This window comes from Microcoleus sp. MON2_D5 (assembly GCF_036701905.1).
Classification (GTDB): Bacteria; Cyanobacteriota; Cyanobacteriia; order Cyanobacteriales; family Microcoleaceae; genus Microcoleus.
This window is the reverse complement of record NZ_JAUBRM010000005.1, coordinates 125,948-139,425: the sequence shown is the minus strand read 5'-3', so window position 1 is coordinate 139,425 and position 13,478 is coordinate 125,948. Positions and strand designations below refer to the sequence as shown.

Annotated in this window: 11 protein-coding genes; 6 read left to right on the top strand and 5 right to left on the bottom strand. The window is 45.6% G+C overall.

The features are described 5' to 3' along the window. Positions 1-34 precede the first annotated feature (34 nt). The gene (fmdA, locus tag QUA47_RS03450; RefSeq protein WP_445302479.1) at positions 35-982 is read right to left on the bottom strand and encodes a formamidase; all 948 of its coding nucleotides are present in this window, start codon (positions 980-982) and stop codon (positions 35-37) included. A 203-nt stretch (positions 983-1,185) separates the two neighbouring features. Between fmdA and QUA47_RS03445 the strand changes: the two genes are divergently transcribed. The 5 genes from QUA47_RS03445 (at position 1,186) to ureC (ending at position 6,251) form a co-directional block, all read left to right on the top strand. Continuing rightward, positions 1,186-2,061: an urease accessory protein UreD gene (locus QUA47_RS03445; RefSeq protein WP_333429722.1), complete on the top strand. Its 876-nt coding sequence runs from the start codon at positions 1,186-1,188 to the stop codon at positions 2,059-2,061. Between the two features lie 162 nt (positions 2,062-2,223). Continuing rightward, positions 2,224-2,526, top strand: coding sequence for an urease subunit gamma (ureA, locus tag QUA47_RS03440; RefSeq protein WP_190658952.1), 303 nt, complete (start codon positions 2,224-2,226; stop codon positions 2,524-2,526). A 33-nt stretch (positions 2,527-2,559) separates the two neighbouring features. Beyond that, entirely contained in the window at positions 2,560-2,877 is a 318-nt protein-coding gene (locus QUA47_RS03435) for an urease subunit beta (protein ID WP_333429721.1), read from the top strand. Between the two features lie 332 nt (positions 2,878-3,209). Next, complete coding sequence (locus QUA47_RS03430; protein WP_333429720.1) at positions 3,210-4,337, top strand: glycosyltransferase family 61 protein; 1,128 nt, start codon at positions 3,210-3,212, stop codon at positions 4,335-4,337. Positions 4,338-4,514: 177 nt separating this feature from the next. After that, positions 4,515-6,251 (top strand): urease subunit alpha, encoded by a 1,737-nt coding sequence (ureC, locus tag QUA47_RS03425; protein ID WP_333429719.1) that lies wholly within the window; start codon positions 4,515-4,517, stop codon positions 6,249-6,251. Between the two features lie 232 nt (positions 6,252-6,483). Here the strand turns inward: ureC and QUA47_RS03420 are convergent, their stop codons facing one another. The 4 genes from QUA47_RS03420 to QUA47_RS03405 form a co-directional block, all read right to left on the bottom strand. Continuing rightward, positions 6,484-7,113 carry a hypothetical protein gene (locus QUA47_RS03420; protein WP_333429718.1) on the bottom strand — a complete coding sequence of 210 codons (630 nt, stop codon included), beginning with the start codon at positions 7,111-7,113 and terminating at the stop codon, positions 6,484-6,486. A 253-nt stretch (positions 7,114-7,366) separates the two neighbouring features. Further along, a complete protein-coding gene (locus QUA47_RS03415) occupies positions 7,367-9,055 on the bottom strand; it encodes a PD40 domain-containing protein (RefSeq protein WP_190658962.1) in 1,689 nt (562 codons plus the stop codon). Positions 9,056-9,186: 131 nt separating this feature from the next. Continuing rightward, positions 9,187-10,857 (bottom strand): S8 family peptidase, encoded by a 1,671-nt coding sequence (locus QUA47_RS03410; protein ID WP_333429717.1) that lies wholly within the window; start codon positions 10,855-10,857, stop codon positions 9,187-9,189. A gap of 325 nt (positions 10,858-11,182) precedes the next feature. After that, entirely contained in the window at positions 11,183-12,079 is an 897-nt protein-coding gene (locus QUA47_RS03405; RefSeq protein ID WP_333429716.1) for an aspartoacylase, read from the bottom strand. A gap of 251 nt (positions 12,080-12,330) precedes the next feature. Here QUA47_RS03405 and QUA47_RS03400 point away from each other — a divergent pair, with 251 nt between their 5' ends. Further along, entirely contained in the window at positions 12,331-13,236 is a 906-nt protein-coding gene (locus QUA47_RS03400; protein ID WP_333429715.1) for a LysR substrate-binding domain-containing protein, read from the top strand. The last annotated feature ends 242 nt before the right edge of the window (positions 13,237-13,478 follow it).

Here is a 13,478-nt window from a genome sequence, read left to right as displayed (position 1 = left end):
CTATCCTTTCTCTGCGCTGTGCTTATCTCAATGGTCAACTTTCCACTTGATATATGTGCAAAACTGAGATGCACCCGCGGGGTTCCACCGGCCCGGGTTTGAAAATCGGGTTGACCATCGCGTATTTATCCATGCCACCTTTGATAATATCAACGTGGAGGTCGATGTACCCCGACATTTCAATTGCCCCGCAGAATGAAATCTCCCCGTCTCCTTGAGAAAAGTGAATATCTCCCATCGAAAGTTTCGCGCCTTCGACATAAACCGGGAAATAAATTCTCGAACCCCGCGACAGGTTTTTAATATCGCAATTGCCGCCGTGTTCCCGGGGAGGAACTGTGCGCGCCGCTTCTGCCGCAACTCGCTCGAATTCTGCCCCTTGCAGCGACCCCAAAACTGCATTCTTGGGGTTCGGCAGTGCTGCTAAAGGCGGCACTCGATCGGGATTTGTTGCTACTAATTCCGCTTCCCGTTTGTTCCATTTATTCAACAATTCCTGAGAAGGAGCGCAGCCGATTAAACCCGGATGAGTAATCCCAGCAAACCTGACTTTTGGTATGTGTCGGGAAGCGGTATAAATTCCCTGAAAATCCCAGATTGCTTTAGCAGCAGTCGGAAAATGTTCGGTCAAGAAACCGCCGCCGTTTTCTTTAGCAAAAATTCCCGTAAAACCCCATTCGTCCCCTTGCAAAGCTCCGATGTCGAGAATATCGACTACTAAAATATCCCCCGGCTGCGCGCCGTTAACGTAAATTGGCCCGCTCAAGACGTGAACTACTGTTAAGTCTACATCGCGAATGTCGTCGGGGCTGTCGTCATTTTTAATTTGTCCGTCTGTCCAGTCTTTGCACTCGATGCGAAATACATCGCCGGGATTGACGGAAACTACTGCTGGAATATCTGGATGCCAGCGATTGTGACCGACTAATTCCTGTTCTGACATCGGTTTGGTCAAATCAACTTTGAAGAGAACTTGAGGCATATTATGCACTCCTCTAGTTACTGATTTTTACATGGTAGGCGCATCTTCGCCGATCTGATGGTTGATAAATGTAAATTCTTATACTAATAAGTGCAGAAACCAAAAATATTTCAGAGAACGATTATCATTATTTAACTAATTGCAGGGAAGCGCCGCAGTCGTGGTATGTTTTTGATTGGGAATGTTTTTAAATTAAAAAATTAGTGACTGAAAATTTGACCAAACAACATATAGATCAAGTTGAAAATGGATGGCACGGCCGCCTGAATTTAGCCTACGCTAACCGCAGCGGTGCAACTCAAATCATTCACAATCAAATGCAAGCGCCCCTCAAGGTGCAGCGTCCGTTTTATCCTGAAGGGAAAGAGATTTGCCACAGCGTCATCTTGCACACGGCTGGGGGAGTTGTCGGGGGCGATCGACTTTCCAGCCATTTTCACCTCCAACCCAACGCCAAAGCCTTGATTACCAGCGCCGCTGCTAGTAAAATCTATCGTAGTAGCGGACTAGAATCACAACAAAATATCGACATTAAACTAGAAGCCGGTGCTAATTTAGAATGGCTGCCACAGGAAACAATAGTTTTTGACGGCGCAATATATCGGCAAAATTTGCGGGTAGAATTAGCACCAACAGCGAGGATTTTACTGTGGGAAATTACCCGATTTGGACGCAGTGCTAGGGGCGAAAAGTTCTTGTCGGGAGAATGGATCTCGCACACCGAAGTCTGGCAACAAAACAGCCCTTTATGGATTGACAGACAATTGCTCAAAGGTGAAGAAAAAATGCTCGAAAGCCCTCACGGCCTCGGAGGAAAACCCGTAGTCGCCACCCTCGCTTGGGTAGGCGAACCCGTCACCACAGAGTTCGTGGAAAAAGTGCGAAATTTGCCATCTGAGGCAACAATTTATCCTGGTAATTCCACCGTCGGCGTGACTCGTATTCCTAACGGTTTGCTGTGCCGATATCGCGGTACATCCACAACCGCAGCTAGAGACTGGTTTGTCAACATTTGGCAGTTGCTGCGCTTGTCTTTTTCACAACGCCCTTGCTGTTTGCCCAGAGTTTGGATAAAATAGGATGATCTTTGAGTTTCAATGTATAGTTGCCCTCCTAACTAGATTATTCATCTCTCTCTTCTCTTCCTCTGCGCCCTCTGCGCCCTTTGCGGTTTAATCATTCAGAAACAACCGTAAACGATATTATAATCACATAATGCGATCGCACTTACAAGAAGAAAAATGCAACTCACCCCCCAAGAAAAAGACAAGCTGCTGATTTTCACCGCCGCCCTGGTAGCAGAGCGCCGGAAACAAAGAGGTTTAAAATTAAACTATCCAGAAGCACTAGCCTACATTTCTGCAGCCATTTTAGAAGGAGCAAGAGATGGCCTTACCGTCGCCGATTTAATGAGTTATGGAACAACTCTCCTGACGCGGGAAGATGTGATGGAAGGGATAGCAGAAATGGTGCAGGAAGTCCAGGTTGAGGCGACTTTCCCCGACGGAACTAAGTTGGTGACAGTGCACGATCCGATCCGTTAAAAAATCAACCACAGAGACTCATAGGAGGAAAAGATGATTCCAGGAGAAATGATTGTTTCAGCAGGCGAAATAGAATTAAATGCCGATCGCCCAACCGTGCGGTTGCTGGTAGGAAATAAAGGCGATCGACCCATACAAGTTGGCTCCCACTATCACTTTTATGAGGCAAACGAAGCCTTAGAATTTAATCGAGAACAAGCAAAAGAAATGCGGTTGGATATCCCCGCAGGTACAGCAGTCAGGTTTGAACCGGGAGATGAAAGGGAAGTTCAATTAGTGCCGTTTGTTGGTAGTCGTCAAGTCTACGGCTTTAATGGAAAAGTGGACGGTCATCTGGATGCTGAAGTATGAAGCCAGATGACGGTTCACGATTGTTGATTTTGGAATTTGAAACTTTTTAACTTCAAAGTTCTGCCAGTTTCCAAAAAGAATGCAACTGTAGGAAATATCCACACCATGATAGTAATAAGTCATCCGCAATCCCCAATCTAACATGGTATCACTTCCAGCCCTCTGCCTGGAGACTGACAAAGCCATCTCAAAACTTTTTCTCTGCCTTCAGTATAAGTTTCTTCTGCCTTTCTTTTGTTAGTTCAATCTCCGACTTTTGAGCGAGTTAAAATCTGCAGTTTGCGGTATAGCGTGGTAGTTAAAACTGCAAAGATATACAGCAAAAGTGCGTGATGAACCAAAAATTAGTTGACCAGATAAAACAGACACTGAAGCAGAGCTTACTGGCAACATCAAGGCGTGTCTGGAGAACCCCGTTAGATCGGCGCACCAGCATCAAATTGTTAGATGACAGCATCGTTTACAAAAAGCAGCACCAACCTATCAATATACCCGCATTAACCTCGGTTAAAAAAGTGCCTTCTCGGTTTTTTGCCACGGAAAAACCCGTGTCTTTTGACCCAGATTATGTGTGGAAGATTACCCTCAATCAAAAAATAAATTCTCTAACTATTTGTACGTCTGGCAACACGCTGCTGAATAACAAGTTGCTTTTAGACTTGGATTTTCGGATTAGCGGTGCGGGCATTCTGGAATGGCCTTACAAACCTAACCAAATTACCTATCCGCTGGTAGTTGCTCCTTGGTCGCATTTGTGGTGCAGTTATTACGATTATGTCATTTTTGTGCTGGCTAAACTGTGTCGAATTGAGGAGGCTTTAGGTAAGGAAATTTGGCAAGAAGCTAAAATTTGTTATCCTTTACGACATACAGATTTTGAGTTGGGCTTTATGACCAAACTCGGTATTCCTGAAAGTTCACTAATCGACACTCGGGCTAGAGATACGGGATATCATGCAGAAAGTGTGGTGGTGGGAAACAATCAAGACTGGTATTTTCCAAGTCCTTACGATATAGAGCTTTTGCGGAAAAAATTCTGTCTTAAGGAAAAGGTAAAGCCTTATAGAAAACTTTATCTGTCTAGAAGCGGCCGGCGCAAGGTTAAAAATGAGGTACAAGTGCGAGAGGTTTTGAAAGAATTTGATTTTGAAATTTTGGAAGATATCTCGCGCACTGTTGATGAACAAATTCGTCTGTTTGCAGAAGCGGCGGTGGTTGTCGGCCCTCACGGGGCTGGTTTTACAAATTTGCTGTGGTGTCAGCCGGGAACGAAAGTATTGGAATTCTTTTATGGAGGGTACACTCCGCCATATTTCTATTACATTTGCCAGCTATTGGGATTAGAATACTCTCGTATGGTTGATGACAACAATGTAGCGGAAGATTGGAGTTTCATTGGCATGGATATGACGGTGGATGTGGAGATTTTGAAAAGGGAACTCCAGAAAATGCTGGAGTAAATTTGCTCCTTGATAGCATTTTCGATTTTCGATTGGGAAGAATTGATGCTTATCGGGGTTTAAAGCTTGCCTAATGTTGTATTTTTTTTACTGTTTTAGATTGAGTAACTCGTCACATACTATAATTCAAGTGGTTCTCAACTGCCAACTAAAAATTTATTAATATTAGGAGCGAGCATGAGTTACAGAATGGATCGCCGCGCTTACGCGGAAACCTTCGGGCCGACTGTGGGCGATCGCGTCCGGTTAGCCGATACAGAATTATTCATAGAAGTTGAAAAAGACTTCACAACCTACGGCGATGAAGTTAAGTTTGGCGGCGGCAAAGTCATTCGCGACGGCATGGGACAATCGCCGATTTCTAATGCAGACGGCGCTGTTGACACGGTAATTACTAATGCTTTAATATTAGACTGGTGGGGAATAGTTAAAGCAGATGTGGGGATTAAAGACGGCAAAATTAACAAAATTGGCAAAGCCGGAAATCCTTACATTCAAGATAGAGTAGATATTATTATCGGGCCTGGTACTGAAGTAATTGCGGGTGAAGGAATGATTCTCACCGCCGGGGGAATTGACGCTCACATTCACTTTATTTGCCCGCAACAAATAGAAGTAGCGATCGCCTCTGGAATCACGACAATGATCGGCGGCGGCACAGGGCCTGCAACGGGTACAAACGCTACTACTTGCACTCCCGGGCCTTGGCATATGTACCGAATGCTGCAAGCTGCTGACGCTTTCCCCGTAAATCTAGGATTTTTAGGTAAAGGAAATAGCAGTCAACCGCAAGGATTAATTGAACAAATATTAGCCGGTGCAATGGGTTTGAAACTCCACGAAGATTGGGGAACTACACCAGCAACGATCGACACTTGCTTGAATGTAGCTGACGAGTACGACGTGCAAGTGGCAATTCACACGGATACTCTCAATGAAGCGGGATTTGTGGAAGCTACAATTGGCGCTTTCAAAAATCGCGCTATTCACACCTACCACACCGAAGGTGCGGGTGGCGGACACGCACCGGATATTATTAAAGTGTGCGGACAAGCTAATGTTTTGCCCTCGTCAACTAACCCGACTCGCCCTTACACTGTCAATACTTTAGAAGAACATTTAGATATGTTGATGGTTTGCCATCATTTGGATCGAGGCATTCCTGAAGATGTGGCTTTTGCTGAATCGAGAATTAGAAGGGAAACTATTGCTGCTGAGGATATTTTGCACGATTTAGGTGCGTTTAGTATGATTTCTTCTGATTCTCAGGCGATGGGAAGAGTGGGAGAGGTGATTATTCGGACTTGGCAAACGGCACATAAAATGAAAGTGCAGCGGGGACATTTACCCCCCCTAACCCCCCCTTACCAAGGGGGGGAACCAGGGGGAGAAAATGACAATTTTCGGGCGAAGCGGTACATTGCGAAATATACAATTAATCCGGCAATTACTCACGGAATTAGTCAGTATGTCGGTTCGGTGGAAGAGGGGAAATTGGCGGACTTGTGTTTGTGGCGGCCGGCTTTTTTTGGGGTGAAACCGGAACTGGTAATTAAAGGAGGGGCGATCGCCTACGGGCAGATGGGAGATGCTAACGCCAGCATTCCGACGCCGCAACCGGTGCATATGCGGCCGATGTTTGGCAGTTTTGGCGGGGCGATTGGGGCGACTTGTCTGACGTTCGTTTCCCAAGCTGCGCGCGATCGAGATATTGCCGCACAGCTCGGTTTGCAAAAGCCAACTGTAGCAGTTTCCGGCACGCGACAAATTAGCAAAAGAGACATGAAACTCAACGATTATTTGCCACAAATGGAAGTCGATCCAGAAACTTATGAAGTCCGGGCGGATGGGGAATTGTTAACTTGCGAACCGGCAACAGTTTTGCCAATGGCGCAGCGATACTTTTTGTTTTAACTGATATCTTGCACCATTGTCAGCAACAGGCAAGATGGCTGTTCCACAAAATATAAATTTTCTTGTGGAACAGGCATCTTGCCTGTTCATAAAAGGCTAATTGACAATGGTGCAATATCTCAGTTTTTACCGATTATACAATCATGTAGGGGCGGGTTTTACCAACAAAATTTGCCAAAAACCGACAATCTCAAAAACCCGCCCCCACCCAACGGCAAATCTTCATCTTACTTCATTCGGGATGTGATGTGTTGTTATAAAAATTCAGCGATCGCACTATCAAACCCTGACACAAAAACCCAAAATAAAATGCAATATTAATTCCGCTCAACAGCTTCGGTATTCCCTCCAGCAAGCTCGAAACAATCTCGTTTTTTAACGGCAGGGCTTCTGCAAAAAAGGCAACAAATAACAAACCAACGCCACTCAGCAGTAAAGCATAGGGAGTCGAGCGAATTTGTCTCCGAAAAGCTAATCCGTATGCAATTGCCAGCACGGCGTAAAATATGACAATTGTCACTTTCGGGAAACCAGCACGTCCCAGATGAACGTGGGTGCGAAAAACTTCATTGAACAGAAAGCAACCGGCAAACAGTGCCGAATATAACATAAATCGATTTTCTGGGCGATCGGGTTGGATAATTCTCAGCAATCCAAAGGTAAAAGCGCACACCATTACCGACCAATAAAATAACATTTGGAACGCCAAGAAAAAGAAACCTGCACCCGGATACGTGGCAGAACAAGGCGGCAAAAATAACCCTTTTACCGAAGAACCGAATAAATTCAGACACGCCGTCACTATCCCAACTAGCACTAAAGTTACACTATTGAACAAAAAAACTGTTTTATAATTTGCCATAATTAATAACTAAAAGCTAACAACAGTATATTGCGCGTCAAACCATTTTTTGCTAGGGCTTGTGCATGGGGGTTCAGAAACCCGGTTTTTTACGAAAATACTGCGTTGTGACCCGCAGATTCGGTAAAAAACCCGGTTTCTCTGTCGGAGTGCGTAAGTCCGGATCGTGTTCTTTGAGTAAAGGTGAGATATTCGGTGAAAGGACAAAGCAGTGCTGTGTTTCTACAGCAGGCAATTGAGAATCGACAAATATTTAAACAGAGACGAAATCTTCAGGGCCGATGAGATTGGGAGCAACGCCTGTCAAAGAAGCTAAAACTTCACCGCTGCTGGCTACTCTAATTAATGTGCCGTTACTTCCAGGGGAAATTGATAGCTGTCCGAAGGTCAAGCCGTTGATTAATTGCACGGTATCTTGAGAGTTGGTGAAATCAGAAATTGTATCCACTCCCAATCCCGCACCTAAAACAAATACATCGTTGCCTGCCCCGCCGACTAGAATATCGTTTCCCAAACCGCCGTTGAGGGTGTCAAAACCTTTGCCGCCAGACAAGTTGTCGCTGCCGCCGCCCCCGACAAGGATATCGTTGCTTCGCAAACCGGTGAGTGTGTCATCGCCGTCAAAACCGTTGATGTTATCGCTGCCGTTTGTGCCGGTCAGGTTGTCGTTGCCGTTCGTGCCGTTGATGCCACTTGGAGAGTTATTGATGCCACCTGGAGTGTTGGTTAAGTCAGCAACAAAGATGTCCTCCCTATTGTTAGTGTCCCCCGGCACGAGGTTGGAGGCATCAGATGAAAACGCTACTCTCCCCCCGTCGGCTGAGATGGAGGAGGCAAAGGAGCGGTTGTTCCCCTGATTTCCTGCCGAGTCAACAGAGACGCGGGTGGTGGTGTTGGTTGACAAGTCGCGCACGAAGATGTCAGCACCGTTGTTAGTGTCCCCCGGTACGAGGTTGGCAGCACTAGATGAAAACGCCACAAACCTGCCGTCGGCTGAGATGGAGGGCGATATGGAATCGCCGAACCCCTGTTCGCCGCTGGAACTGACGGAGACACGGGTGGTGGTATTGGTTAACAAGTCTCGCACGAAGACATCGTAGTTATTGTTAGTGTCTCCTGGCACGAGGTTGGCTGCATTAGATGAAAACGCCACAAACCGCCCGTTGGCGGAGATGGAGCTAAGGGAGGAAAAGCCGTTAGCCCGAGCGCCGTTAGAACTGACAGAGACGAGGGTAGTGGTGTTGTTTGACAAGTCGCGCACGAAGATGTCGTAGTTATTGTTAGTGTCTCCTGGCACGAGGTTGGCTGCATTAGATGAAAACGCCACAAACCGCCCGTCGGCTGAGATGGAGGGGTCTAAGGAGCTGCCGTTCGCCTGATTGCCTGCTGAGTCTACAGAGACGCCGGTGGTGGTATTGGTTGACAAATCGCGCACGAAGATGTCGAGACTGTTGTTAGTGTCCCCCGGCACGAGGTTGGTGGCAACAGAAGTAAACGCCACAAACCGCCCATTGGCTGAGATGGAGGGGTCTAAGGAGCCACGGTTCCCCTGATTGCCTGCTGAGTCTACAGAAATGCGGGTGGTGGTATTGGTTGACAAATCGCGCACGAAAACATGGATATAGCCGTTAGTATCTCCCGGCACGAGGTTGGAGGCAACAGATTCAAACGCCACAAACCTTCCGTCGGCTGAGATGGAGGGACTGCCGGAAAAAAAGTTGTTCCCCGGATTGCCTGTTGAGTCAAAAGAGACGCCGATGGTGGTGTTGGTTAGTATGTCGCGCACGAAGATGTCCTTGCTATTGTTAGTGTCCCCCGGCACGAGGTTGGACGCATCAGATGCAAAGGCAACAAACCTCCCGTCAGCGGAGATGGAGGGGAGATCGGAGTCACCGATCGCCCGATCGCCTGCTGAGTTAACTGAGACGAGATCAATAGTCATAAGTCCTCACATTAAAAGTGCAAATTTGGTAAATTGACGAGTGTTCGATCGCCCGAAGCTTCTGACAAAACAGATTCGCGCGGTTGTAGGGCGATCGACTAATGTTTCTGAATAGTTGCTGCCTATTTTTTCTAGGCTATTATCTCATTTGGGTTGGCTGTTGAAGTCAAAATTTGCTCAACCTGAGCCGGAGTTAGATTCGGATTTGCATTCAAAACTAAAGCCGCTACACCCGCCACGTGAGGGGCCGCCATCGATGTGCCTTCGTAGGTTTTGTAAGTGTTATTTGGAGTTGTAGAAAGGATATCTACTCCAGGTGCGACTACGTAATCCAAAGGTTTAGAACCTGCATCGTTAGAGAAGTAAGCCACTCTGCCATTTCGATCAATTCCTCCCACAGCCATTCCGAAGCGATCGGCATTTCTAGCTGGATAATCTGGTTGGCTGGAATAATCATTTCCTGCTGACATGACGACAACAGAGCCTTTGCTATTTGCATACTGAACTGCGTCCTCAATTACCTTGGAAGATAACCCATAATCGCTCAAGCTGAGGTTAATTACATTGGCTCCATTATTAGCAGCATAGCGAATTCCTTCTGCAATATTATTGATGTTCCAGTTATACGAGTCCAACACCTTGACAGGCATAATCTTGGCATTGGGGGCAACTCCTGTGATGTGAAAACCATTGCTTTCGGCCGCGATCGCGCCTGCTACGTGAGTCCCGTGACCGTTCCAATCCATTGGGTTGTTGTCGTTCCACGCAAAATCCCAACCCCGGATATCATCTACATATCCATTGCGATCGTCGTCAATTTGGTTATTGGGAATCTCCTCGGCATTCTGCCAAATATTGGCATCTAAATCGAGATGGTTGTAGTCAACACCGCTATCCACGACAGCTACAACAATCCCATTTCCGGTAATTCCTCCCTGCCAAACTTCCGGCGCATTTACCATGTCTCTTGCCCAATCATTCCCGCCCACATTGGGAACTTCGGGGAACTTAACTGGACTGTTAAAAGTGCGGGCTACTGCTGCATTTGCATCCACTAAACCGTATCCGTAATTGCTGCTAAAACCAGTAGCAGGCGTTGCAGCAAGATTCAGGTTGTAATTCTTATAGCCAGAGAAACTATAAACTGCGACATAGTAATCTCCAGGAGTCAGGTTGAAGAAATTTATCTCGCCGGATGCACCTGCTGAGGCATAATCGCGGCCAAGAAGTTCATCATAATCAGCCTCACCGTTGCGATTATTATCTTGAATCAACTCGATACCGGCCCCATTCAAAACATCGATTCGCAAGCTTAAATCGCTATTGTTGTTAATAGTAAAGCGGTAATAATCATCGTTATCGTCAACTCCGACAAAATCATTGAAGGTGAGGCGATTGTTATCAGCAACACCAATATTGCGTGCAGTGGCTAAGGAGTTGCCTGGATCTGATAAATCCAACTGATTAGCCGTTCTCATTCCGGTTAGCGGATATGTGTCGGCAGTCATGGCTTCTGAATTCGATTTTTGTTGAACGGGAGATGTACTGCTAGTGGCTCGCTCGCTGCCTGAGTAACTGAAAATCTCGCTATTTTGAGATACTATAAAATTTGCTATTTGTTGTTGTTCGTTGCTGCCGATCGCTGTCAAATTATCAGTGTCAAAGCCGTTGGTGGGGACGCTGGCCTTAAATTGATTGGATGCAGTGAAAAAATTAAGCTGACCGCTGTTACCAAAGGTTGTTAATGCTGCTGTGAGCTGCTGTTCGCGATCGCTTGCAAGTATACCCAGCGTACTTTCCATAAATTTGCTCCTGATAATTTGAGATTCACTTTGGTTTTGGAAAAAAAATATTTGATTTAAATGTATTACTTAACATCATACCAGAGCCGAAATTCCCAGTCAAGTCATAAATTCATTGCTTGAGTTCATAAAAGTCATAACCCTAAGTTCATAAAAGTCATAACCCTAAGTTCATAAAAGTCATCATGAGTAAGTTAAGTAGGTAATCGAAAAAAAAAAATTGTGGGAATTGTAGGGCGGGATTAGTTGAGGAGCTATACTATGAAATACTTTACTGTTGCACTCACGCGCCCTCCCCACTTTATGTTGATTTGTACCCACTTACTTATGCAGTTTCAAGCTGAAGCTGTTGTTTTTGCGTCAAAACCATCGCTATGTGTTTTTCGTAATAGGCAGCTTCGTTAATGAATACAGGGAAAACAGTAGATTCTCCTTGATAGGGGAGTGATTCTCCCGTAAATGTGAGAAACATCGGTTCACCGGGATGCAAGGGTTCATAGTCTTTGAACTGAAGTTGGGGATGGATCGCAGCTTGCAGTTCACCTACTGAATTTCTGGGATAGTCTACTGAGCCGATCGCCTGATATACAGTTAAATGTGATGGTGTAGGAAGCGGCTTTCCCCGATTTTGTGCGTCGAGATAATCCAGAATGGCGTGAACCAGCATTTCGGTTTGCTGAAGCTGACGGGCGTTAATGACTCCCTGGGCGATCGGCCCAACTTCTATGGTGCAACCGAAAGCAGAGAGCGATCGAAGCATTGGGGCATCCTGACCAGAATGCTCTCCCAAACAAACTCGCAGTGAGGGCTCGATCTCACTCAAATAAGCTAATAATTGCAAATTGAATGGATGTTTGCTAGATGGTAAAATTGTCAGCCCCATGTTGGCCGTTGTGCTGTGAAGGTCAACGATCGCATCAGCCCCATGTTCGTCTTTCGGACATAGTTGGGCGGAGATTTCCTTAGCACGTCTGTTCTCGTAACCCCTCAAATCTGGGTTAGACAAATCTTCCTCGGCAAAGCAACGGTTCAAATCGCGATCGACATAACGCCGATTGAACTTTACCGCTTGAGGATTAGCTAATAGAGTAACCACCTCAAAGCTCGATCGTTTCAGTAAGTCTGGGAATTGTTGAAACTTCTTAATCAGATAAACCCCAGTCAACTCGTTTCCGTGGGTTCCTCCCACAACTGCAACTCGTCGAATTACTTGCGAAATCATGAATAATCCTCATTAAGCAATACTTAAATGGGTATTGCGTGCCGAAATTTATAACTATTACTTTCAAGATAAAGAAGTTAGTGCTGTATGTCAAATACTATTTTTTATATAACAATATACTTAAAAAATATAGTATTTAATCCCCGTTACAAAAGAGAATGTAACTGTAGGCCAGTGCTCCAAACCAGGATAGTAATCATTCATTCCCAATCGTTCTATTCTCAAATCTAAAATCTAAAATCGTATAACCTATGGAACTTCGCCATCTTCGTTACTTCATTGCAGTGGCAGACGAACTGAGCTTTAGTCGCGCCGCAAAGCGATTGCACATTGCCCAACCCCCCCTAAGTCAACAAATTAAAGATTTAGAGGCTGAACTGGGTGTGAAGCTATTCGATCGCAAAAGTCACCCGATTCAGCTAACCCCAGCAGGACAGGCGTTTTTAGAAGAAGCTCGCGCAACTTTGGTACAGTTAGAACAAGCGGTACATAAAACCCAGCGCATCGATCAGGGTGAATTGGGTTATTTGACGGTGGGTTTTCCCAGTTCGATCGCGAATGGTGTCTTTCCAGAGATTCTGCGAACTTTTCGACAGCAATATCCAGAGGTACAACTGATTTTGCAGGAAGAACACAGTGGTTTCTTAATTCAGAGGTTGCGCGATCGCCAGACTGATATCATTTTTCTCTATCTCTACCACGATATTTCTGAAGCGAATGATTTAGAAACGATGTCTCTCACGCAAGAACCACTTGTCGTCGTTTTACCCAAAAACCATCCGCTTACAGCCCAATCCAAAATTTCGCTTTCCGACCTAAAGGATCAAGAATTTGTAATGCCCCTTCATCAGATTGTGGCTGGCTTATCTGAGGAAATTTACCATGTATGTTCGCAAGCAGGGTTTGTTCCTAAAGTTGCTCAAACAGCCGTGTTTATGGTCACAATTTTGGGATTAGTCGCAGGCGAAACAGGTATCAGCATTCTGCCATCTCACGTACAGAATATTCAACGCGAAGGAGTGGTCTATCGTCAGATTCAGGAACAAACGACAACCACTCAATTAACTGCTGTTTGGCGGCATAATCATTCGTCCACCATTTTGCAGCAATTCCTCAATATTATTAAACCCCTCTCAATTTATAGCAATCCTAAATGATTTGTGAGAAACAGGCATAGGTAAAAAGCTTTGAAAAGTCCAGCAAGTAAGGTGCGTTGCCATCAACAATCTGCAAGTTTTCTCCAATATCTCGCAGATCCGCACCCTACAGATTAACACCACACAATATAGCTGCTACTCTAGTTCATGAACCTGGAATATGCGGTATTAACTGTTACTTGCCGCAATTGGCGAAAGTAGAAAACCGATTAATTTTTGTAACTCTCCACGCTTGTCATGTC